Source organism: Myroides odoratimimus, from assembly GCF_038039805.1.
Lineage (GTDB): Bacteria > Bacteroidota > Bacteroidia > Flavobacteriales > Flavobacteriaceae > Flavobacterium > Flavobacterium odoratimimum_B.
On the sequence record NZ_JBBPHK010000008.1, the window covers coordinates 36,713 to 60,854 of the forward strand.

The 24,142-nt window shown below is 35.1% G+C and carries 18 protein-coding genes; 9 read left to right on the top strand and 9 right to left on the bottom strand.

All coding sequences use genetic code 11. The features are described from left to right. Positions 1 to 15: 15 nt before the first annotated feature. The 5 genes from AABL85_RS08070 to AABL85_RS08090 form a co-directional block, all read right to left on the bottom strand. Positions 16 to 738 (bottom strand): Bax inhibitor-1/YccA family protein, encoded by a 723-nt coding sequence (locus tag AABL85_RS08070; RefSeq protein WP_286414352.1) that lies wholly within the window; start codon positions 736 to 738, stop codon positions 16 to 18. 49 nt (positions 739 to 787) lie between these two features. After that, the gene (locus AABL85_RS08075) at positions 788 to 1,399 is read right to left on the bottom strand and encodes a 4'-phosphopantetheinyl transferase family protein (protein ID WP_341309746.1); all 612 of its coding nucleotides are present in this window, start codon (positions 1,397 to 1,399) and stop codon (positions 788 to 790) included. Between the two features lie 152 nt (positions 1,400 to 1,551). Beyond that, entirely contained in the window at positions 1,552 to 1,989 is a 438-nt protein-coding gene (mscL, locus tag AABL85_RS08080; protein WP_286414175.1) for a large conductance mechanosensitive channel protein MscL, read from the bottom strand. Positions 1,990 to 2,033: 44 nt separating this feature from the next. Next, positions 2,034 to 4,475 (bottom strand): bifunctional UDP-N-acetylmuramoyl-tripeptide:D-alanyl-D-alanine ligase/alanine racemase, encoded by a 2,442-nt coding sequence (locus tag AABL85_RS08085; protein WP_341309747.1) that lies wholly within the window; start codon positions 4,473 to 4,475, stop codon positions 2,034 to 2,036. 64 nt (positions 4,476 to 4,539) lie between these two features. After that, positions 4,540 to 4,899: a DsrE family protein gene (locus AABL85_RS08090; RefSeq protein ID WP_073144096.1), complete on the bottom strand. Its 360-nt coding sequence runs from the start codon at positions 4,897 to 4,899 to the stop codon at positions 4,540 to 4,542. A 659-nt stretch (positions 4,900 to 5,558) separates the two neighbouring features. Between AABL85_RS08090 and AABL85_RS08095 the strand changes: the two genes are divergently transcribed. The 7 genes from AABL85_RS08095 (at position 5,559) to AABL85_RS08125 (ending at position 12,790) form a co-directional block, all read left to right on the top strand. Next, positions 5,559 to 6,119 (top strand): YeeE/YedE family protein, encoded by a 561-nt coding sequence (locus tag AABL85_RS08095; protein ID WP_341309748.1) that lies wholly within the window; start codon positions 5,559 to 5,561, stop codon positions 6,117 to 6,119. Positions 6,120 to 6,156: 37 nt separating this feature from the next. Next, positions 6,157 to 6,570 carry a DUF6691 family protein gene (locus tag AABL85_RS08100; protein ID WP_341309749.1) on the top strand — a complete coding sequence of 138 codons (414 nt, stop codon included), beginning with the start codon at positions 6,157 to 6,159 and terminating at the stop codon, positions 6,568 to 6,570. An 89-nt stretch (positions 6,571 to 6,659) separates the two neighbouring features. Beyond that, the gene (locus AABL85_RS08105) at positions 6,660 to 7,292 is read left to right on the top strand and encodes a Crp/Fnr family transcriptional regulator (RefSeq protein ID WP_286414165.1); all 633 of its coding nucleotides are present in this window, start codon (positions 6,660 to 6,662) and stop codon (positions 7,290 to 7,292) included. An 8-nt stretch (positions 7,293 to 7,300) separates the two neighbouring features. Beyond that, positions 7,301 to 8,092: a sulfite exporter TauE/SafE family protein gene (locus AABL85_RS08110; protein WP_341309750.1), complete on the top strand. Its 792-nt coding sequence runs from the start codon at positions 7,301 to 7,303 to the stop codon at positions 8,090 to 8,092. A gap of 73 nt (positions 8,093 to 8,165) precedes the next feature. Then, positions 8,166 to 9,596, top strand: coding sequence for an MBL fold metallo-hydrolase (locus AABL85_RS08115; RefSeq protein ID WP_341309751.1), 1,431 nt, complete (start codon positions 8,166 to 8,168; stop codon positions 9,594 to 9,596). A 4-nt stretch (positions 9,597 to 9,600) separates the two neighbouring features. Next, positions 9,601 to 9,918, top strand: coding sequence for a thioredoxin (trxA, locus tag AABL85_RS08120; RefSeq protein WP_006259770.1), 318 nt, complete (start codon positions 9,601 to 9,603; stop codon positions 9,916 to 9,918). Positions 9,919 to 10,054: 136 nt separating this feature from the next. After that, positions 10,055 to 12,790, top strand: a complete 2,736-nt coding sequence (locus AABL85_RS08125) for a pitrilysin family protein (protein ID WP_341309752.1) — start codon at positions 10,055 to 10,057, stop codon at positions 12,788 to 12,790. 74 nt (positions 12,791 to 12,864) lie between these two features. On the opposite strand, the gene AABL85_RS08130 is transcribed toward AABL85_RS08125, so the two are convergent. Beyond that, complete coding sequence (locus AABL85_RS08130) at positions 12,865 to 13,680, bottom strand: hypothetical protein (RefSeq protein WP_341309753.1); 816 nt, start codon at positions 13,678 to 13,680, stop codon at positions 12,865 to 12,867. Positions 13,681 to 13,773: 93 nt separating this feature from the next. Then, a complete protein-coding gene (gene lepA / locus AABL85_RS08135) occupies positions 13,774 to 15,570 on the bottom strand; it encodes a translation elongation factor 4 (RefSeq protein WP_041894583.1) in 1,797 nt (598 codons plus the stop codon). A 293-nt stretch (positions 15,571 to 15,863) separates the two neighbouring features. On the opposite strand from lepA, the gene AABL85_RS08140 reads away from it, so the two are divergent. Next, on the top strand, positions 15,864 to 16,745 hold the full coding sequence (locus tag AABL85_RS08140) for a hypothetical protein (protein WP_341309754.1): 882 nt from the start codon (positions 15,864 to 15,866) through the stop codon (positions 16,743 to 16,745). Here AABL85_RS08140 and AABL85_RS08145 read toward each other — a convergent pair. Next, the gene (locus AABL85_RS08145) at positions 16,728 to 20,468 is read right to left on the bottom strand and encodes a BamA/TamA family outer membrane protein (RefSeq protein WP_341309755.1); all 3,741 of its coding nucleotides are present in this window, start codon (positions 20,466 to 20,468) and stop codon (positions 16,728 to 16,730) included. The genes AABL85_RS08140 and AABL85_RS08145 overlap by 18 nt on opposite strands. Positions 20,469 to 20,495: 27 nt before the next feature. Here AABL85_RS08145 and AABL85_RS08150 point away from each other — a divergent pair, with 27 nt between their 5' ends. After that, positions 20,496 to 21,653, top strand: a complete 1,158-nt coding sequence (locus tag AABL85_RS08150; RefSeq protein WP_341309756.1) for a Pycsar system effector family protein — start codon at positions 20,496 to 20,498, stop codon at positions 21,651 to 21,653. Here AABL85_RS08150 and AABL85_RS08155 read toward each other — a convergent pair. Further along, positions 21,634 to 24,000, bottom strand: coding sequence for a hypothetical protein (locus tag AABL85_RS08155; RefSeq protein WP_341309757.1), 2,367 nt, complete (start codon positions 23,998 to 24,000; stop codon positions 21,634 to 21,636). The genes AABL85_RS08150 and AABL85_RS08155 overlap by 20 nt on opposite strands. Between the last annotated feature and the right edge of the window lie 142 nt (positions 24,001 to 24,142).

The window sequence follows — 24,142 nt, forward strand, 5'->3', positions numbered from 1 at the left end:
AATATATCTTTCTAATTAGTTGTTTCTACTCATTACAATTCTCAGAATATACCAGAAAAGTAACATTAACGAAGCAAATAATGATAGAGCAGCTGGTACGTGTTGGTTAGCTGCGTATTCATTTTTAATCTGCCATGTAGAGTATAAGATCGATCCAGAAGCTAAAGCTACCATCGCTAAAGAGAACCATAACCCAAGGTTAAATCCGAAGATCATACCACAAATAATAGTACCCAACGCTAAGAAGAATCCAATACTAAGGATAGATCTCATAAAAGAGAAGTTAGCATTAGAGCTAAATACTACTCCTGTCAATCCTCCAAATAAAGCCAATGTCATAATACCTGCCTGAGAAATCAGAGTAAGGTCATTAGTCATAGACATAGCGATATATAAAATAGGCACAAAGATAAATGCCTCTGCTAATACGTATAGAAATAGTCCAGCATACTGAACCTTCTTATCTACTGAGTTATCAGCAAGTTTCTGCGCATACCAAGTGATCCCCATAAAGGCACCTAGCACGATCAACCATGAGAACTTACCCATCCCAATAATAGTAAACATCCCTTCTACAATGAAAGGCGTGTTTAACATGATAGCTTCTAATACAATAAAAGCTAATACCCCTGCTGCTAAAGTAGCATAAGTCTTTTTATAAAACTGTGCTCTTACTACTTCAGATTCCATAGCTACAGGAAGCGTGTAATCAACATTTTTAAAATTATTTTCCATTATCTATATTTTTTTCAAAAGTACTAATTATCTTTTTAAAATTACTATTGCATTAAGACTCTAATGCATAAACCAACATAAAGTTATCTAATTCCACTGCTTTATACTTGAATTCTTGATTAAAAACCTCATTATTAACAAAACATTTATTCTTTTTAAGTTCTACCTGCATATCTTTTTTAAAGCTTAGACTGCGTGATTCACACATCTTAAACATGGCTTCTTTCGCACACCATATCTCTGTCAATGCATCAATCTCATCCAAAGAATTTAAAACTGTGTTTAGCTCTTCTTCATTACAAAACTTATTTGCTATACGCTTTATCTTATCGCGCTTCATCTCTACATCTATCCCCACATTCTCCTTGCCGATGATAATACTAGCATACTCAAACGAATGCGAAATAGAAATAAATGAACCATCACTAAGACTAGGTCTACCATTTGTATCATAACATAAGTCATCATCACTATATCCTCCATAGCGCAGTAACTGTCTGACTGCCATAAATCCCTTTTGGTGTACTTCAGATTTCATCCCTTTTAATCGCTCAGAAGAACGCTCTTGTAGAACAACACCATTCATCAGCTCCTCAAGATTCTCTTCTACTTTCCATATTAAAACCTTGTAAGTTTCTCCTTTGATTTCTTTTACTAAAGGCATCTTATCTATATCTATTAATTACTCAGACAAATATACTTGAATAATAAAAAATCTTAAAAAACATTTTACTCAACCGTAACGACCTCTTCCTTAATCTACCAAAAAAAGCCACTCGAATGAGTGGCTTTTTTGGTATTATCACAACCGTAATATTATTGTTTCTTTAACAAATCTCTGATTTCTGCTAAAAGATCTTCTTGTGTTGGAGCTGGTGGTCCTGCTGGTTCAGCTGGTGCTGCCTCCTCTTTCTTTCTCAATGAGTTAACTCCTTTAACCAAAAGGAATACACATAGAGCAAGTAAAGTAAAGTTAATTACTTCTGTGATGAAACTACCGTAAGCGAATACAACATTTCCATCGATTTCTCTCGCTGCTGTCAAGGACGCTCCAGTTGGTGCATCACCTTTTAGCACTAAATACATATTAGTAAAGTCTGGTGTACCAATAATAGATGATACAATAGGCATAATAACGTCGTTAACAACACTTGTAACGATTTTACCGAATGCTCCCCCAATGATAACCCCTACTGCAAGGTCCATTACATTCCCTTTAACAGCGAATTCTTTAAATTCTTTTACAAATCCCATAATCTTGATTGTTTAAGTTTTGAAGTGTTAAAAATATAACTTTTTTACTCTATAAAAAAAATTCTTTTAACGCGAAGTGCAATACTCGTTAAAATCTCATATGGTATTGTTTTTATTTTCTCAGCTATAATATTGACTGGTAAGTCTTTACCAAAAATAATTACTTCGTCATTTTCTTGACAATTTATATTTGTCACATTAATCATTAACATATCCATACATATAGATCCTGTAATCTCCGCTTTTTGCCCATTTACCAACACATAGCCCACAGGTCCCCATGAGCGATGTACTCCATCAGCATATCCTATTGGTACTGTTGCGATACGTGTTTTGCCTTCTGCACGAAATCTTCGACCGTATCCTACACTGTCTTTATCATTGATTTCTTTGATTTGCATAATGCGAGTTTTAAGTGTGCTAACATTAGCCAATTGTTGCATTTCTTCTCTATCATTACCTACTCCATACAGTCCTATTCCCAATCGGACCATATCAAATTGATATTCAGAAAAATTAAAAATACCTGATGTATTCAGAATATGGCGTATCGGGTTAATCCCTAATTCTCGTATTAATTTATCTGAATTATGAGTAAACATCTCTATCTGCCCTAGCGTAAAGTCTGTATACTCTGGCATATCACTTGATGACAAATGTGAGAATATAGATTTGACTTCAACTACATTAGTATGTCTAAGTACATCTATTAGCTCATCTATATCTTCTGTCAAGAAACCATGTCTATGCATCCCTGTATCCAACTTGATATGGATAGGATATTCATAACAGTTGCGTTCTCTAGCTACCTTTAAGAATGCATTGAGCTCACGTACAGAGTACACCTCTGGCTCTAGATCATACGCTATCATTGCTGAGAAAGCATTAATCTCAGGATTCATCACTATAATCTTAGTATTCACACCAGCTTTGCGCAATTCTATCCCCTCATCTGCAAAGGCTACTCCTAGGTAATCTACCTTCTCATGAGCTAAGAGTTTTGCTACTTCATAGCTACCATTACCATACCCAAATGCCTTGACCATCACCATCACTTTTGTCTCTGGCTTTAGCTTTGAACGGTAAAAATTAAGATTGTGACACATCGCAGTAAGATTAACTTCTAGTACAGTCTCATGTGTTTTTTTCTCTAACATCGTGACAATCCTATCAAAGCGGAATCCTCTAGCTCCTTTGACTAAAATATTTTCATCACTAAAGTCCTCTACCGATATTTTTTGTAAAAACTCTTCTGTATCTCTATACAGATAAGTATTTGTCATTCCGACTAAGTACTTACTTATATGCTCCCCTATGCCGATCACACGAGTTATCTGATGTGTAGACAACAGTTCTTTTAGCTGACCATATATCTCTCCTTCCTCATATCCACTCTTAAACATGTCAGATAGTATCACAGTCTTAGATGTACTTACCTTGTGCTTTTCTAGAAAGTCCAGAGCGATAGATAGCGACTGATAATCTGCATTATACGCATCATCTATTATCGTACAGTTATTCACACCATTCTTTACCTGCATACGCAGTTCTACAGGATAGAGTCCTTGTATACGCTGTGCTATCTTCTCTGAGTCATACCCTAAATAAGACATCGTGCTAATACAAGTCATGATATTACGCACAGAACTATCATCTGTAAATGGAAGTTCTACAGAGTACGAATCTCCTTGATCAATAGATACCATAAGAGTAGAAGAATGAAGCTCTCCATAGACTTTTGCTGACTTATCTATCAGGCTCCAAGTATACACAGAGGTAATAGGACTGAAGTATTGTAGTAACAACTCATTCTGCTCACAGATAACCACCTCAGCATCCTGGAATAGTATTGCTTTCTCACTCACTTTTTCTTCTAAGGAGTGAAATCCTTCTCCATGCTCTTCTGTAAGTGCTGTAAAAACACCTATAGTAGGTTTGACCACCTTAGTAAGTCTCTCCATTTCACCCACAGTAGAAATTCCGACCTCGAAGATACCTAAGTTGTGCTTCTCCTCTATCCCAAATACAGATAGCGGAACACCCGTCTGAGAATTATAACTCTTAGGGCTCTTGATGATCTTATACTCTTCACTCAGCAGATAGTTAAGCCACTCTTTTACGACTGTCTTTCCTTTACTACCAGTAATGCCTATAACCGGAAATCCGAAACGATCCCTATGAAAAATAGCTGCACCCTGAAGTGCAGCTAATGTATTATTAACCTTAAAGAAAAGCACTCCTTCTATAGTACGTACTTTAGTCTGGTCAGAGATGACGATATATCTAACTCCTTTATTTACCAATTCTTCGATATAATCATGTCCATCATGATTACTCCCTTTTAATGCAAAAAATAAAGTGTGCTTATCATTCTGTAATGACCTGCTGTCTACGGATATATTCGAAATATCTATATATTCATTCTTACTATTACCTATAATGTCTGCCCCAATGAATGAACAGAACGCATCCGTATTAAATTTCATTATTTTGCCTTATTTGATACACAAAGGTAAAGAGAGTCATACCACTCTCTATCTATATAAAATCTTAAAAATTACATTTTATATAAGACCAACCTTCTTCTTGTTTTTCGATGATATAAACTAATCCAGAAGGAACGAATCCTACATTCTCGATAATATCTGATTTGTCTATTTTGCGAGCGTTGATTGTATTCTCACACGCAAAGAATTGTATTCCTTTTTGCATCACTGCCTTAAGAGGTTCTCCTACCATCGTCTTGCTTTTTCTAAGCATTCCGATACCAGGTCCATGCACTACTACTTGTATTGTTACATCCTCTTTCCAGTGATTTCTAACATTAGTTACATAAGTCATTAGTGCATTCTGTTCGTTAATGTTGTCTGTGTTTAATTGAAATACAACGTTGTGCTTTGTATTTTTCATAAGTATATCTATTTTTAAGTTTTGGGTTCTATTTTTTAAGTTCTATAAAACTACTAAAAACCACTCATATCGACTAATAAACTCTCACAAACTTTTGCCACTATTCTCTTTAAGATTCTATTCAGGTCAAAACCTATACATTCAAAAAAAGAAATTACTTTTTTTTGTTTTCAGCCTAAATAAACTCCTGTTTATACCCTAAAAAAACTTTTATTACCTACTTTTTTAAAAAGAATACCACAAAAACCACCTTCAAAGACAATTTAATCAAAAAATCACATCCTTTTTTTCTTCATCAAAAAAACCATAACTACCTAAAATACAAAACAATAACCCCTTAACACTCCTATGATACATTTATAACTACATTGCCCTTAATCCCAGTAAAATAAGGGTTTAGAAGCGTTCCCTTGGACAATAATAGGACAATAACCCGATAATAGTGGACATAGCAGTACCTCTGCCCAATAATTCTTCTTTTATATACCTACTATTCTCCTTTAATGAGAATGCTAAACATCCTCAATACTTACTCTTAGGCTTCTATAGGTTTGCCCTACATTATATCTTGTATAAACACAAAAAAGAAGTTCTCTGTATCCTAGGTTACATTTCTTCTCAATTTTAATCGAGAACTTTGTCTTATTAAATTAAATATTATGGAATGGATATATGGCCCATGGCCTTGGTATGTAGGAGGTTTATTCATCGCTACTACACTTATATTACTTTTATTAATGGGCAAATCTTTTGGTTTTTCCTCTAATCTGCGCACCATGTGCTCTATGATGGGAGCAGGTAAGAGTTGTGATTTTTTCTGTTTTAACTGGAAGGCACAGACCTGGAACTTACTCTTTTTGGTAGGAACCATACTAGGAGGATTTATCGCATATCACTACTTGAGTGTAGAGCCTGCAGCGATACCGTTAGCCGATAAGACGATAGAGAAGCTACATACACTAGGTATAGAAAGTGCTGGCAAGGCATATATACCTACAGAGCTATTCTCTAATGAAGTATTCGGTTCTATCAAATCTATCGGACTACTACTAGTAGCAGGGTTCTTCGTAGGCTTTGGCTCTAGATATGCAGGAGGATGTACATCAGGACATGCGATCAGCGGACTGAGTAATCTACAGTTGCCTTCCTTAATAGCAGTAATTGGTTTCTTTATAGGAGGGTTAATTATGGTACACCTGCTGTTCCCTTTTATTTTTTAATACAAATGATTAACAATATTTATATCAATAAGATACAATGAAAAAATTAGCCTATTTATTAGTCGGGATGCTTTTCGGGATAGGAATGTTTAAATCTGGAGCGGCTTCATGGTTCAGAATATATGAAATGTTCCAGTTCGACAGCTTCCACATGTATGGTATTATGGGAACAGCATTAACCATAGCTGTTATCGCAACCTATATTATCAAGAAAAAGAATATTAAAGACCTGTCTGGTACCCCAATAGAGTTTACCCCAAAAGAGATGAGTGTACCTCGCTATCTAATAGGAGGAATCTTCTTCGGATTAGGATGGGCACTAGGAGGCGCTTGTCCAGGACCTATGTTTGCCTTATTTGGAGCAGGTTTTTTACCTATTTTGATTGCCATCATCGGAGCATTATTAGGGACTTGGTTCTATGGACTGATCAGAAGATGGCTTCCTCATTAATAAACAATATGGATTAAAGGAACGAATACTTTTGATATATTGTCTCGATAAAGTAACTTAGAACCATTAATTCATTTGTTTATTCTTTTATGGAACATATCATACGAAATAAGTACCGCTCTATCTTTGAAGAAAAACTACTAGACGAGATCATAGAGGTATCCACTATAAAAGACTTTAAAGAGGGAGAGAAATTGATGGAGATAGGAGAGTACATTAAGAAGATTCCTCTACTCCTAGAAGGTGCTATCAAAATCATCAGAGAAGATCAGCGAGAAGGAGAGATCGTGCTATATTATATAGAAGAGGGCGATACCTGTGCGATGACTCTGACCTGCTGCTTAGGGGAGACTAAGAGTCAGGTGCGCTCTATAGCAGAGCGCGATGGTAGCGTAGTACTAGTCCCAGTAGGAAAAATGGATGAATGGCTGGTAAAATATAAGACTTGGCGAAACTTCGTACTCAACAGTTATAACAACCGTATGAACGAAATGCTGACGGCTATAGACAGTCTAGCTTTTATGAATATGGAAGAACGTCTGTGCAACTTACTGAGAAGTAAAGCGAAAATATACAATAGCCGCTTTATCAACAATACACATCAAGAATTAGCTGACGAACTAAATACATCTAGAGTAGTAATCTCTAGAATACTAAAAACCTTAGAAAACGAAGGTATTATACAGCTCAATAGAAAGTATATAGAGCTACTTAAGCCTTAAGTACAGATATGGATTATACAGCATTAATAGGGTATGCTCTAGCCTTACTCATCGGGATATCACTAGGTCTTATCGGTAGTGGTGGGTCTATACTCACTGTGCCTATCCTTGTGTATATCATGAAGGTAGAGCCCTTCATAGCTACTGCATACTCACTATTCATAGTAGGATCTACTTCTCTAGTAGGAGGTATAAAAAACTATATCGATAAGAAAGTAGATCTAAAAACAGTATTGCTCTTCGGGATACCCTCTGTTATCGCAGTATTTATCACGAGAGCCTACTTACTCCCACTCGTACCAGATGTGATATCTATCGGCAGCTGGAGTATAGATAAGAATATTGTGCTCATGATCTTATTTGCCTTAGTGATGTTCACTTCTGCCACTAAGATGATCAGACCAAGAAAAGAGATAGAGATACAAGATGCTAAACCTGCCTTATCAGGGTTAGTACTACAGGGTATCTTGATCGGGCTACTAGCAGGGACAGTAGGTGCTGGAGGAGGATTCTTAATCATACCTGCCTTAGTCTTATTTGCCAAGATGCCTATGAGACAGGCTGTCGGCACTTCATTGTGTATCGTGGCTATACAGTCCTTAATAGGATTCTTAGGTGATCTAGGTCATACGGCTATGGACTGGGCGATGCTACTCACTTTTAGCGGAATATCTATTATAGGGATCTTCATCGGGATCTATTTAACGAGGTATGTCCCTGACAAAAATTTAAAAAAGAGCTTTGGTTATTTCGTACTGATCATGGCTATTTATATACTAATTAAGGAAGTGTTTTTATAGTTTGTAACCTAAGTTACTGTCATTTTAAAAACATCTTCTTACTTTTACTTCAAACAAAGAAATAAATTACAACATGAAAATAGAACAAATTTATACAGGATGTTTAGCTCAAGGAGCTTACTATATAGAGAGCAACGGAGAGGTTGCTATCATCGATCCACTAAGAGAGGTACAACCTTACTTAGACAGAGCGGCTAAAGATAATGCGACGATTAAATATATCTTCGAAACACACTTCCACGCAGACTTCGTGAGTGGACACGTTACATTAGCTGAGAAAACGAATGCTCCTATCGTATATGGGCCAAATGCTAACCCTACATTTAAAGCGCATATCGCTACAGATGGAGAGGTCTTTAAAATAGGAAATATCACGATCACAGCATTACACACTCCTGGGCATACGATGGAGAGTACTACGTACTTACTAAAAGATGAGAATGGAAAAGATCATGCTATCTTCAGTGGAGATACATTATTCTTAGGAGATGTGGGGCGTCCTGACTTAGCTCAGAAAGCGGCTGACTTGACTCAAGAGCAATTAGCAGCTACATTATACAATAGTTTACGTACGAAGATCATGCCATTAGCAGATGACGTTATCGTATATCCTGCTCATGGTGCTGGGTCTGCCTGTGGAAAGAATTTAAGCAAAGAAACTGTCGGTACACTAGGAGACCAAAAACAAACGAACTATGCACTACGTGCTGATATGACTGAGGCAGAATTCGTAAAAGAAGTGACAGACGGTCTACTACCTCCTCCTGCATACTTCCCACTAAATGTGAAGTTAAATAAAGAAGGATATGAGAATGTAGAAACTATCATCAATAATAACAAAGCCCTTACTCCAACAGAGTTTCAAGCTTTAGCAGAAGAGTCTGGTGCATTATTATTAGACGTACGCTCTGCTGCAGACTTCGCTAGTGGTCATATACCAGGGGCTATCTTTATCGGATTAGACGGTCAGTTCGCTCCATGGGTAGGTGCATTAATCACAGATATCAAACAGCCAATCTTATTAATCACTCCTGAAGGACGTGAAGAAGAAGCTGTGATCCGTCTATCTCGTGTAGGATATGACAATACGCTAGGATACTTAAAAGGAGGATTCTCTACTTGGAAAACAGAAGGATTTGAATACGATACAGTACAACAAGTAACAGCAGAAGAACTAGCTGATAAAATAGCTAATGAGGATATCAAGGTAGTAGATGTGCGTAAACCAGGAGAGTATAACTCTGCTCATATCAACTATAAAAACTTGACTCATTCTCCATTAGATTATATCAATGAGAACATCGCTGACTTCCCAACAGAAGGTAAATTCTTTATCCACTGTGCAGGAGGATACCGCTCATTAATCGCTGCTTCTATTTTAAAAGCTAGAGGATACCACAATATGATCGATGTAATCGGAGGTTTTGGTGCGATTAAGAATACAACTATCCCATTGCAAGAAGGAGGTAGCTGTACAGCAACATGTCCAACAACTAAACAATAATACAATGAGTAATTTTCAAGAGTTAATCGATAGAGATCAGTTAACTTTAGTTGATTTCTTCGCTACGTGGTGTGGTCCATGTCAGATGCTAGCTCCTGTACTGGAGGAAGTAAAAAAAGAGCTACAGGATGACATCTCTATTATCAAGATAGATGTAGATAAAAATACTGCTCTTACCACCCAATATAGTACACAATACCAGATGAGAGGTGTGCCTACACTAATGCTTTTTAGAAAAGGTAAACTACTGTGGAAACAGTCTGGATATATGGATAAGCAGACGCTACTAGGTCATATCGATCAGTATAAGCATAATTACTAAAATAAGGCTACTCTTGATAGAGTAGCCTTATTTTTTCTAATACTATTCAAATATTTTAGCATCCCTATTTATCATATTTTCAGTTTATTAGAATTAATATTCTATATTTATAACAATTAACCTTAATTACTGATTTATGAAAAAAATAGTGTACACACTTATGTTTGCATTGACAATAAGTGCTGCAGATTACGCTTATGCACAACAGAAAGAAAAACCAACCTTCGTAACTTCTGTTGAAGACATTAAAGAGTACAAACTGTCTAATGGACTGAAGGTACTACTACTTCCAGATGCGACTCAGAATAATGTGATCGTCAATATCGTATACAATGTAGGATCTAAACATGAGGGATATGGCGAAAAGGGTATGGCTCACTTATTAGAACACATGCTTTTTAAAAGTACTACAAAGCTGGGAGACATCAAAAAAATGCTGTCAGACAAAGGTGGTCAAGCCCAAGGGACTACATGGTATGACCGTACAAACTACTATGAGATATTTGCTGCATCTGATGAGAATCTAGCATGGGCATTAGAAATGGAAGCAGATCGTATGATCAACGCTACTATACTTCAATCAGATTTAGACAAAGAATTCTCTGTTGTCCGCAACGAATTTGAGATAGGAGAGAATAATCCTGGTAGAGTATTAATGGAAAGAACAATTAATACAGCTTACTTATGGCATAATTATGGACTAAGTACTATCGGGTCAAAAGAAGATATCGAGCGTGTTAAGGCACCACAATTAAGACGATTCTATGAGAAATATTATCAACCAGACAATGCGACTCTAGTAATAGCGGGTAAGTTTGATGAAGCTAAAGCATTAAAATATGTAGAGGATTACTTCTCTGTCATTCCTAAACCAAAACGTGTACTAGATGAGATCCTAACTGTAGAGCCTGCTCAGGATGGTGAAAAGTTTGTAGAAGTAAGACGTGCAGGTGATTCTAAGCACATACAGACATTGTATCACACAGCATCGTATGCAGATAAAGACTTTGCAGCACTTGTAGCATTACAATCTATACTGACCAATGATCCTTCTGGATATTTGTACAAAGACTTAGTAGAGACTAAAAAAGTGTCTTCACTATACTCATTCAGTCCTACAGTAAGAGATGCGAGTTTTATCTTGTTTAACTTTGATATTCCACTTGATAAGGATCAAAAGGAAACGCTAAAAGATATCAAGACAGCATTAGCTAAAATAGAAACTATTAAATATACACAAGAAGACTTAGACAGAGCTAAAACTCGAATCTCAAAAGGTCTAGAGGATTTAAAGAACAATACTATCCGAACTGCTATTAACTTAACAGAGATTATCGGGGCAGGAGACTATCGTCTTGCTAATCTATACAGAGATAATGTGGAGAGTTTAAAGCTAGAAGATATCAATAGAGTAGCTAAGAAGTACTTTAAAGATAATAATCGTACTGTAGGTATGTTTATTCCTTCTAAAGATGAAACAAGAGTAAAGCCAACAGAGTTCTTAGATAAGGATATTAAGGCGCTAGTAGAAAACTATAAAGGAAAAGAGACTGCTGAAGAATTAAGACCATTCGAAGCATCTATTGCTAACTTACAGAAGAACTACTCTACTGCTAAACTTAGTAATGGACTTAAATATGGTATTATAGATAAGGATATCAAAGGTGAGAAAGTACAAATAAGCATGACATTACCTGTAGGTAATCAGAAAGACTTACTTAATAAACAATATATAGGTTCTTTTGCGGCAAGTCTATTAAATGCAGGTACAAAGACTATGACTAAACAACAAATAAAAGATAAGTTAGATCAATTAAAGTCAACTATATCAGTTAGGTTTAGTGGTCAGAACATTAACATAGGAGTATCATCATACCGAAACACAATAGATGAAACGATGGTTATTCTTAAGGATTTATTGACTAATCCTATTTATCCAGATGCAGAATTAGAAAAACTAAAACTAGATTATATTACAAGTTTAGAGTCTAAATTAAGCGACCCTCAAGCTATTGCTTTTAATAAAATCAATCAATTAACAGAGCAAGAGGAAAAAGGAAGCATCTTCTACACTCCATCAACTCAGGAAGACATTGATGGTATCAAGAAAATTAAACTAGAGGAGATTAAAGAGTTCCACAAGAATTTCTTTGGTGCTAATAACGGTATTGCTACTGTAATAGGTATGAAGGACAAAAAAGCTGTGGATAAATTACTAGAGAATACTTTCGCTAACTTTAATAGTAAAGCTAAATATGAAAAAGCATATCCAAAGTTTGTAGATACTAAACAAGTAAAAGAAGTGTTCGAAACTCCAGACAAAGAAAATGCTGTAGCTGTAGGTAAGCTAAACTTTGAGATGAATCAATCAAATCCTGACTATGCTGCATTAGTATTTGCAAATGAAGTAATGGGAGGTGGGTTTATGACTGCCCGTATACCTCAACGTTTACGCGAAAAAGAAGGTATTAGCTATGGTGCTGGTACTTCATTAAGTGTACCTAGTGATTCTAAAAGTGTAAATGCTTCTTGGACGATCTATGCGTTTATGAACCCTACTAAACGTGCAGATGTAGAAAAAGCTATGAATGAAGAATTTAATAAATTAATTGCTTCTGGTATTACTGAAGAAGAATTAACTGCTAACAAATCTTCATGGAAGAACGCAAGACAAACGAATTTAGGTAACGATGGATACTTAATGTATTTATCTTCTCTATTCCTGTTATACGAAACTCCATTTACAGATCATGACAAATTAAATGCTGAGATAGAAAAGCTAACTGTAAAACAAGTGAATGACGCTGCTAAAAAATACTTGCAGCCTTCTAAATTCACAACAATCTATGCCGGTGATTTTACTAAAAAATAAAGTAAATAAGCTCTAAATAAAAAGCCGATTGATTACTCAATCGGCTTTTTATTTTATATACAATAGTACCTTGACTAACAACTAAAGTCTACAGATATAGCTCCTGCTAAATAGATAAAATGCTGAGCCCCTTTAGATAAGTACACTTCTACAGACTGTATCTCGTACTCAGGTGAAGTATCGAACACAAAATCCAAGTTACCATCACCGTCTAAATCCCCTACAAACAATAGCTGTACGAAGGTGTCATTAAAGCTTGGGATATCTAGGATTAACTGTTCTGCCTCCCCATTTACTGTTAGATATAACTTATAATCTTTATATTTCTTATATTTTCTAGTCTTACCACTATCATCTGTATAGTCATAAGAGTCTACCTGCTTACCTTCTGCTCTCAGAATATACTGTTTCCCATTAAATAGATACTCTTGTGGAGCATCAGGCCATAACGGCTGTTCTTTAATATTTAGAGCAGTCTTAGTCCCTTTCTTAATCATTGCATTTGGCCCTAAAAAGAAAATAGGTTCCACTGGACCGGTAGAAAAGATACCTAGTTGCTCACTTTCTGTACACTCATTCATCTCTTCGCTGATGGCATAATCTGCTTTTACGACTTGAAAAAGACCGTTCTTTTCCTCAAAAGCTAACCATTTATCATTAACCTTATTGAATTCTTCTTGGTGAAAATCCTTGTCGTAATATCTAGGAATAAGAATATCTAGAACAATGTTTTCTTCCTTTCCATGTACTGTTAGAGCAGGTTTTTCTTCTTCTGTCTCAGTTATCACTTCTTCTGTAGAAGGTTTAATCTCAGGAATCACTTCTTCCTCTTTTGTTTCTTTACACCCTACTAATACAAGTAATGTGAATATGAACAACGTTTTTTTCATATAGTATATTAGTCTAATCTATTTACATTTTGAATCAAAAAAAAAGACTACCAATGTTGATAGTCTTTTCATTAAATATTTTAAAAACTGTGTTTAGTCATTTAACTTTAATACAGCCATAAATGCCTCTTGTGGGATTTCTACGTTTCCTACTTGACGCATACGCTTTTTACCTGCTTTCTGTTTTTCAAGTAATTTACGTTTACGAGAGATATCCCCTCCATAACATTTAGCTGTTACGTCTTTACGAAGTGCTTTTACAGTTTCACGAGCAATAACTTTTACTCCGATAGCAGCCTGAATAGGAATATCGAACTGCTGACGTGGGATAAGTTCTTTTAATTTCTCGCACATCTTCTTACCGATATGATAAGCGTTATCAGCGTGCATTAATGCTGATAAAGCATCCACTACGTTAGCATTAAGCATTACGTCTACTTTCACTAAGTTAGAAGTACGCATACCAATAGGAGAATAATCGAATGAGGCATATCCTTTAGATACAGTCTTCAATCTATCATAGAAGTCAAATACAATCTCTGCTAATGGCATATCAAACATTAACTCTACTCTATCTTCTGTTAAGTAAGTTTGATTAGTAATGATACCACGTTTATCAATACAAAGGCTCATTACTTGTCCAACGAAGTCAGCTTTAGTAATAATAGTCGCTTTAATAAACGGTTCTTCTACTCTTTCTAATTTAGATGGTTCTGGTAAATCAGAAGGGTTATTTACTATAATAGGTGTATCTGGTTCTTTCTTAGTATATGCCAAGTAAGAAACGTTAGGTACAGTAGTAATAACTGTCATGTTAAACTCACGCTCTAAACGCTCTTGGATAATCTCCATGTGTAACATTCCTAAGAAACCACAACGGAAACCAAAACCTAAAGCTGCAGAACTCTCTGCTGCGAAAACTAAGGAAGCATCGTTAAGTTGTAACTTTTCCATAGAGTTACGCAATTCTTCATAATCTTCTGTGTCTACAGGATAGATACCCGCAAATACCATTGGTTTTACGTTCTCAAACCCTTCGATCATATTCTGAGTAGGTTCTTTTGCATCTGTGATAGTATCCCCTACTTTTACTTCTCTTGCTTCTTTAATACCAGAGATTAAGTAACCTACGTCTCCTGTTTTAATCTCTTGTTTAGCTACTTGGTTTAATTTAAGCGTTCCGATTTCATCTGCGAAATACTCTTTATTAGTAGCCATGAACTTAATCTTCTGACCTTTCTTAATCGTACCGTTAACCACACGGAATATTACCTCAATACCACGGAATGGGTTGTATACAGAGTCAAATATTAATGCTTGTAATGGCTCCTCAGGATTTCCTTTAGGTGCAGGAACTCTCTCGATAATCGCTTCTAAGATATCTTCTACTCCTAAACCAGTTTTACCTGATGCAGGAATAATTTCTTCATAGTCACATCCTAATAAGTCTACGATATCATCGCTTACCTCTTCTGGATTAGCACTTGGTAAATCAATCTTATTCAATACAGGAATAATCGTTAGATCATTCTCTAATGCTAAATATAAGTTAGAAATAGTCTGAGCCTGAATACTCTGAGCAGCATCAACAATCAATAACGCACCTTCACACGCTGCAATAGACCTAGAAACTTCATAAGAAAAGTCTACGTGTCCTGGGGTATCAATTAAGTTAAGTATATATTTCTCACCTTTATGAGTATATTCCATTTGGATCGCGTGAGATTTGATAGTAATCCCTCTTTCACGCTCTAAGTCCATACTATCTAAAAGCTGAGCTTGTTGCTCACGGGCAGTTACAGTTTGTGTAGCATCTAGTAATCTATCAGCTAACGTACTTTTACCATGATCAATATGAGCAATAATACAAAAGTTTCTAATGTTCTTCATCTTCGTTATATCAAAGTTTATTGGATTATATGCCCATTAGAAGTATTGAAACCACTTTCAATAATCATATAATCTAGATTCTAAGGCTCTTACATTCTTTTAATTAAAGAATCTACCTAGCCTATATTTTGCAAATATACTTTAAAGTTTCAATTTTTAGTTATTTTTCTGTCTTACAATCTTCCTTTATTTTAAAGAAACTGGTTATATTATCTATTGTATTAGATTTAGTAGTCTATTCTATGTTTTATAATAACACATTTAGTAACTTTATATTCATAAAAGAATATACTATGAAATCATTACTTACAATATCCTTATTCTCTCTAGCGACCTTAGTAAGTTGCGGACAAAAGAGCGATATAACGAAAGATCATATCATACTTCCTAACAATCTTAAAGAAGTATCAGGACTATACTACGACGCTGCTTCAGATTCGTTCTGGGCACTACAAGACAGTGGTAATAAGAATGAGTTATATCAAATAAAGTCAGATGGTAAAATAAGCCATACTCTAAAAATAAAAGATCAGAAGAATATAGATTGGGAAGAATTAACTGCTGATAAAGAAGGTAATCTTTATATCGGAGACTTTGGCAACAATAAGAATACGAGAAAGGATCTGCGTATCTTAAAGATAAACAAAGAGGATTTGCAGAAAGATAAAACAGAGGTAGCTTCAGTAATCTCATTTGAGTATCCTGAACAAAAGGCTTTCCCTCCTAAAGAGACTGAACTATTATATGATGCAGAAGCTTTTATCTTATACAACAATAACTTCTACATCTTCACTAAAAATAGAAGTAAAGGCTTCGATGGTACGTCATTAGTATATAAGGTACCTAATCAAACTGGACATCACAAGGCTGAACATGTACAAACATTTAATGGCTGTAATATCTATAAACACTGTGCTATCACAGGTGCTGCTATCAGTCCTGATGAAAAAACGTTTGTGTTATTATCTCATTCTAAACTTTGGATAATAGACGGGTTTAATCCTAACGCTATTATGGATGGGAAGATTAGTGAGCACAAACTACACCACGTCTCTCAAAAAGAGTCTGTGACTTTTGGAGATAACAACACTATCTATCTAGCTGATGAAGTAAAAGATAAAAAAGGTGGTAAAATTTATAAAGTGGATTTGGGTACATTAAAACCCAAACCCTAATCCAAATACAAAGCGACCTCCATCTACACTGTTAAAGAAAGAACAGTGTAGAGTCGCTTGTTCTACAGCACTTATCCACAGTCCTGCTCCATAAGCGTTATGCCACTTATTAGAAGACTCCCCCGGTTGCCATACTCTACCGTAATCAAAGCCTCCATAGAAACCATAACTCATAGGGAGAAATCCTGCAGTGAATTGACCTGCATTAAATCTTAAATCTGTTGTTTGTACAAAAGATGATTTACCTGTAAAACGCTCTGGTCTAAATCCTCTTAAGTTAGCATTACCTCCTATAGTGGCTGCGTGATAAAAGTCATAATTATCATTAAACCTAGTTTGGTATGTAAAATTAGTCGCAAGTACTACTCTTTCTCCTTTATCAATATAGTGTAAGAAACTCGCTTTAAGGTCTAAATAAGCAAAATTCTGTTTAGTCTCTTCTAAGTTCATTCTCCACCCAAGTTTTGAATTAAAACTAAAACCAACTGTTGGATTAGCAGGATAGTTATACTGCTCATAATTATACTCTACCTTAAGACCTCCATACTGTTGAAAATCGAAAACCTTAGCATCTACGCCATTTACATCATCTGTTATATATCTATCCGTTTGATGTTTTACCTTTAAGGCATCATATTCTAAATTTGCTTCAAAGCTAGCGCCCTGTTTTCCTTCATATCTATATCCAGGAGAAACAGAATAGCTCTCAATGCGTACTCTCTTATAATCTTTGCCTTTTTCTTTATCAAAGTAATATGTCTCATTCCCCAATCCGTAATAATTCACTGCAAAATTAGGACTAGTCGCTCTACCGCCTATCGTAAACATCCAGTCATTAGTAGCGTTAGGGAAATACCCTTTATACTCTGCCTCTAACCCTTTTGTATTAAAAGAGTAAAAACCTTTCAACACATGCTTCGCTGTATAAGGATCTTGAATGAACTTAGAACGTGTAGAACTGTATAAAAAACCAAGCTTAACACCGTCTTCTGGATTAAAACCAATATTTGGCAATAACATATTCAAGTTAAGAGGCACTCGCTCATAATTAAAATTATTGATATCGTACTTATTAGTCAGTACCGTTCTTCCATTAGCACCTTCCATCTTTACTTCATTCTTCTTATCCGCATAATCATACACGATTACTTTAGAAGAATTGTCTACTAAGAAAGTGTCTTGATTCTTACCTCCTATTAATCTAATCTTAATCTTTGCTTTCTCATCTCCACTTACTTTAAAAGTATCTTCATCATTCAGTCCATATACCCAAATCTCTTTAGTCTCTGTAGCATTATATACCTTATCGAATACTAGTTCTTCACCTGTCTTTTTAGCTCTATATTGTTTTACACGAACACTTCCTTCTGCCAATCTCTCAATGTCAAACACTTCTTTCTTATCAGTTCCTGATAAGATGACATACTCGCGTAACTGTTTATAATATTTGGGCAAGAAAGCGTCTATCTTACTACGTCTTGCTTTAAATATTCTTTTAATCTCTTCTACTTCGTCTGTTTGTACTTCTTGAGGTAATTTACTAAACGCCTCGTCTAATGCCTCATCGTCTAACTTCTCTACAATATCCTTAGCTTCTCTTAACCAATCTTCTAAAGTAGTCCCTTTTAATAAATATTGATCTAATGGAAAAGCTGTTTTATTAATCCATCTCGGATTAGCAAAGTCTTCTGTATAATTCTGCATATGTCTAAGTGGAGGAAGCTTCTTTATCAATGATAACAAAGCACCATCTATCTTAGCAAAAGCCTGATCTCTATCTCTAGGTATTGGTCTATAGATCACTTTATCCCCTTCTGCAAACTCTGACCATCTCCACTGATCTCCATGTCTATCCCAATCTCCAATCAACATATCAAAGATCCTAGCGCGCATATAAGCGGTCTGATCCACCTCATATTTCTCATCTTTTCTCAACTTCGCAATAACATCAGTTGTACTAATGATATTACTAACGTTCCCAAAGCTTACTTCATCCTCGTATCCTGACGAAGGTCTTTCTTCTATCATATACAATTCATCCCCATAGTTATCATTGAACCTACCTAAGACAGACTGCTTAGGCACATAATACAACTGTGGATTAGTGTGATACATCCCCATCTTATCTGCTAAACCATCAAGTATAAATGGCGTATAAGGATGAGAAGTAGTATAGAAGTCATATATGAATCGCTCTGTCCATGTATTATCAAAAGCATTCATTACATAGTGATCCTTAAACACAGCAGTCTGTGCAAAACGAGATACACTCTTACGCACACCACGCATCACATACTCTTTCCCATCATTATCAACTAATCTTAGTGACATAGACTGATTACCTCCTCCAGATATAGTGGGTGTCAGTCCTCCTTTTAAAGTAGTCAAATCTGCTATAGGAGCAGTTATCGGCGTACCATATACCTTGCGATAATGCTCACCCCATAAGAATCGATAGAACTTACTCTTTTCTGTCCATTTCTTAGGATATACACTAGCTTCTGCTGTTTGTTGTTCAAGTTTTTTATTATCTACAATTCGGTTTTCTTTACCTCCTCCAAAGTTATCTAGCATCACTGTAGTATATAGAGGTGTATAATCTCCCTCTTTATAACCAAAGAATGATAGCTTAGCACTCTTGTCTTCTCTAATCTCTAACTTAGAATACCCAAACACGCCAGCAGAGAAGTCTCCGTCAACAACAGCTCTAGCAGGAGTAAGATTACTCATCGCTCCACTTATTATCTGATTCACTCCATTTCTTTCTATATACTGTAGATTGTGCTCATGACCTGATGCTATCACAACATTTGTATACATCTGCGCGATTGTTCTAATGCGCTTATTTAATTCATTGTATTTTTTACTTTGAAGATCTTGAGGATTTATACCAGACATCTGTCTAGTATAGTTATATACACTTCCTATAATGGGTAGTGGGATATTGTTACCTATAGGAAATAAATGATCTTGTACAGAGAACTTTCCTCCGTGATTACCATTACTATATACAGGATGATACATCGCTAATACCACCACCTTATTCTGATTCTTATTAATCTCTCCTCTTACTTCTTCGAAAAAATCTTCTCTTGTCTTAATATCACAGTCTTCATTGATATTCGGATGATGATCCCAATTCTCAATATACCACTGACTATCGATTACAATTAGAACAGTGTCATCATTTATTTTAAGCCTTTCTAAACCACATACTTTACGAGGGAGTAGAGCTTTCTTATTTCCTGTTCTTTCTACCAAATATTTATCTAAATTCTTTATTCCCTCATAACTACCTTGCCAATCTGACTCACCATTAATGAATACTGTCGTTCCCTTATTACTTTCCATTAACCCCAGTTGACTCGCTAACCCCTCTTCTGCTTTCTTTCTCTTTTTTGAAGAAGTACTAGGCATCCCTTTCTTTGTATTATTCCCTAATAATATTAATGTTGAATTTTTATTAGTCTCATTACTCAACATCTGTTTAAAAGCTTCTAAATGTTCTTGTTCCTCTGTATTATTTGCTTGACTTAAGTTTCCAACTAAATAATATGTATGTACAATTTTTTGATCACTACTGCGTTCTTTAGGTAATGCTCCGCTTTTGGTGCCATATTGAGGCTCAAATGTTGCACAAGATACTAGACCTACTAAAGAGGTTAAAGAAAGTGCAACAGCGATTTTTGAAAGCTTTAACGGTGTTTCAAAAAATATTTTCATATTTTAGAGGTTATAAAGGTTATGACTATGACGATTCTACAAAAGATTGAAGAACACATCTTTCAGATACACAAAGATACACTATCACATCAATATACGTACCACAATTTTAACCATACAGTACGTGTTGTTAATGGTTTAGAAGAAATTTTAAATCACTTAACAGTAGATAGTCATAATGCCAATTTACTGAGATATGCAGCGTGGTTTCACGATATAGGTTATATTAATTCTTGGGAAGGACATGAAGAAAGAGGTGCCCAGATGGCACAGACTTATCTATTAGAGAACGGTATACCTCATGATGATGTATTGACAGTCATGCAATTAATTAGAGCTACTAAGCTAGACTATGTACCAGAGAATGACTTAGAGTGTATTATTAAAGATGCTGATTTCGCACACTTCTCTGATGAGAACTATGTAGAGACAAGTAACCTACTTAAAAAAGAAATAGAAACCCTATGTTCTAAAACATTTACTAGACTAGAATGGTTAGAACAAAATAGAGATGTAATGCTATACAGACATCGCTACTACACCACCTATGCTCAGCAAAATTGGCAACCTACCAAACAGAAAAATCTACTAGATGTACTTTCTAAAATAGATAAAATCAACTCTAATAAAAAGAAAAAAGAAAAGATAGAATCAAATAGAACTATAGATACATTGTTTAGAACAACACTGCGTAACCATACTCAACTTAGTGCCATCGCAGATAGAAAAGCGAATATACTTTTATCCGTTAATGCGATTATTATTTCTATCTGTCTATCTACGTTAATACCTAAGTTAGATAGTCCTAGCAATGCACATTTAATTATTCCGACTTTTGTTTTGCTTATCTTTAGTGTAGCCACTATTATCTTTGCGATACAATCAACTAGACCAAAATTAACTTCTGGAAAGTTTACTAAAGAAGAAGTCGAAAATCGACAAGTAAACCTATTATTCTTCGGTACTTTCCATCAAATGCCTTTTGAAGAATACGAAGAAACGTTAAGTGAAATAATGAAAGACAAACAATATTTGCATCATGCCCTTACTAAAGATTTGTATAGCCTTGGCACAGTTTTAAATAAAAAATACAAATTTCTACGTATCACATACGCTGTTTTCACCTTAGGTATTTTACTATCGGTTATAACCTTTACATTAGCATTTAGAGGTATTGGCTTTTAAGAAATCTATGCATTAATGTATCATAATCTAATAAGTCTATATCATAGTCTGTATTCACACCTATGCGTATACCTATTAATCCTGAAACACTTTGCATATCCTCGATAAGGAACTGTTCTAAATTATCGTCTAGAAGACCTATCTTTTGTCCAAATTGGATATAATTAAGATACTCTTCTAAGTGGTAATTTGAAGCAAATGCGATAGTTATCTTACCGGGCTGTACTATACGCTCAGTAGATCCTTTTATACATGCCTTATCTAATCTCTTTTTGATAATTTCATAACGCGTACTATAAGAACCATCTATATCAAAGCGCTTTTCATCCATCCTAAACTGGATACCTAAAGATGAATCATATACAAAAATCAATACAGTAACATCCATCGTCAATGCATCTTGTAGATTATTTCGATAATGTACACACATCAGTTCACTCATCACTTGTAATTGCCACAAACGAAGATTGTGTAAATAGGTAAAATCAAATGACTTATTAGGTGTTATCGAGCTTCCAATATATAGATTATGCTCCACCCCGTCCGTTTTAAAGCGCTCATAATAGTGAGGGTAGATCTTTTGAACTACTTCTTGACGAGTATCTAGTAAATCAGAAAAGCACTTATTCATCTTTCCTACTTGAGTATCATAGATCTTTCGATATCTATAATAGATACCTAACTGTACATCAATATAATTAAAATAATCTTCTAGATCACTTCTATTAAAGATCTCATTCTCTTGATTAAGATAAGGGTGTATTTCTTTTGTGATATAAGTCTGAATACGCTGTTCCAAACCAGATACAAAGTTAGTATCTAACTGACGCAAATAAGCTTGTAATTTTAAACAATGTCTTTCTAATATTAGAGCATTATCGGTCAAACAGCAATTGTTAAATATTAATATTAATCTCTCTAATTGCTCTTTTAAGTCACTTAATATTGCTTCATTTCTAAGTGCTCCTGACCCTTTTATATCTATCTCTCCATATAGCGGATATACATTCTTAAATACAATAGGATTAATGAAGTAATCTTTCTCTGCTACACTATCGATATAGTTACGTCTAGCCTCTTCTAAGAACTTCCAATAAACACTAGGATGTATCGTCGTGAACTCTCTCTGTATAATAGCTTCTACATGATTCTTCATATCTAACTTAACACGTTCAAAAGTTTCAGACACAAAGGGCATTACCGCATTTAGTTTCTGCACATTTACACTATTGAGTACTCTTTTTTCACTAGACACTATCTCTAATACGCCCTCTACACCACTCGAAATTACAACAGGGCTAAACAGACAACTCTTTACACCTTTCGCTAGCAAACGCGCACACATTTCTGCCTCTTCTTCATCTAAAACCTCTCTATCTACATCAGAAATACTGTAATAACTCTCCTTCTTTACGATAGTTTGATAGGCCTTTTTTGACAGTTTTATAGTGCTTGTATTTTCATCCAATAAGAAACTAGACATTGCCATCATCTCATTCGTTTCTTTTTGCACTAATAGATCTGGTTCTAAGGGTGTATATCCAATCCTTAGATTAGCCACCTTAAAAATAGAGCTAAATAATGGCTCCATGATATCGCCTATAGGCACACATTGTAATTCTGGTTTTAGAAAATTCTCCTTAAGTAACGACAGGGCATTTTCTATCGTAACATCTATCAGATTGATAATACCAAAACCATTTAATTGCCAACTATGCTGAGGGAACTTCTCTATCCATAATTCTAGATTGTCAAAGTTATCCTCTAACAATTCAATATCCTCTTTGGTAAGCATAACAGCGTTTTCCTTTGGAATGACCTCTACAAAATCAGCATTATACAATACACGATAATGGTGAATAATCCCTTTTGAATCAGGTAAGTCAATAAACAATGGTCGCGTTAAATCAAAATTAGCTTTAAAATAATGATTCATGATAATACAACAGCTTGCTATATAATACTGATGTTGATTGAAATCACGAATTTCCATATTATAATTGCCTCCACTCTCTTCTATTATCTTCTTAAACCTTCTACTATGATTAAACATTAGATTCTGAAAAGGCATACCTACTGCTTTAATCTCATTGTCAGTTAAAGCTATTGGAAATAAAATCTCTAACAATTCATTTATTAAAGTTGCATTATCTCGTAATATTTGAGGATCTACGATCGGCTCTAATAAACAGGGAACTTGACTAATACGCCCTAATAAATCCCTAAAATATGTTTTCTTTAGTTCATTCTTCTCTGGGTCTTCAATAAATAAATATATTGCTTCAACTAAGCGATGAAAAGAAAACTTTATTTCAAAAGGTGTAAAATCAAACGTTGCAAGTCTCATAGTGGCGGCTTATTTTAAGACATAAAGATACTAAATAACTAAATGCAGACCTCTACAGCAGATCCTAAGTTATATCATTTATAGATAACATTAACTAAACTAAAAATCTATAACCTAAAAAAATTGTACTTTTGCATCAAAT

Coding starts and splice junctions, on each gene's coding strand:
- AABL85_RS08125 (WP_341309752.1), top strand. CDS start 10,055: ATGAAAAAAATAGTGTACACACTTATGTTTGCATTGACAATAAGTGCT.
- mscL (WP_286414175.1), bottom strand. CDS start 1,989: ATGGGATTTGTAAAAGAATTTAAAGAATTCGCTGTTAAAGGGAATGTA.
- AABL85_RS08090 (WP_073144096.1), bottom strand. CDS start 4,899: ATGAAAAATACAAAGCACAACGTTGTATTTCAATTAAACACAGACAAC.
- AABL85_RS08150 (WP_341309756.1), top strand. CDS start 20,496: ATGACGATTCTACAAAAGATTGAAGAACACATCTTTCAGATACACAAA.
- AABL85_RS08100 (WP_341309749.1), top strand. CDS start 6,157: ATGAAAAAATTAGCCTATTTATTAGTCGGGATGCTTTTCGGGATAGGA.
- AABL85_RS08085 (WP_341309747.1), bottom strand. CDS start 4,475: ATGAAATTTAATACGGATGCGTTCTGTTCATTCATTGGGGCAGACATT.
- AABL85_RS08155 (WP_341309757.1), bottom strand. CDS start 24,000: ATGAGACTTGCAACGTTTGATTTTACACCTTTTGAAATAAAGTTTTCT.
- AABL85_RS08130 (WP_341309753.1), bottom strand. CDS start 13,680: ATGAAAAAAACGTTGTTCATATTCACATTACTTGTATTAGTAGGGTGT.
- AABL85_RS08115 (WP_341309751.1), top strand. CDS start 8,166: ATGAAAATAGAACAAATTTATACAGGATGTTTAGCTCAAGGAGCTTAC.
- trxA (WP_006259770.1), top strand. CDS start 9,601: ATGAGTAATTTTCAAGAGTTAATCGATAGAGATCAGTTAACTTTAGTT.
- AABL85_RS08105 (WP_286414165.1), top strand. CDS start 6,660: ATGGAACATATCATACGAAATAAGTACCGCTCTATCTTTGAAGAAAAA.
- AABL85_RS08095 (WP_341309748.1), top strand. CDS start 5,559: ATGGAATGGATATATGGCCCATGGCCTTGGTATGTAGGAGGTTTATTC.
- AABL85_RS08145 (WP_341309755.1), bottom strand. CDS start 20,468: ATGAAAATATTTTTTGAAACACCGTTAAAGCTTTCAAAAATCGCTGTT.
- lepA (WP_041894583.1), bottom strand. CDS start 15,570: ATGAAGAACATTAGAAACTTTTGTATTATTGCTCATATTGATCATGGT.
- AABL85_RS08075 (WP_341309746.1), bottom strand. CDS start 1,399: ATGCCTTTAGTAAAAGAAATCAAAGGAGAAACTTACAAGGTTTTAATA.
- AABL85_RS08140 (WP_341309754.1), top strand. CDS start 15,864: ATGAAATCATTACTTACAATATCCTTATTCTCTCTAGCGACCTTAGTA.
- AABL85_RS08110 (WP_341309750.1), top strand. CDS start 7,301: ATGGATTATACAGCATTAATAGGGTATGCTCTAGCCTTACTCATCGGG.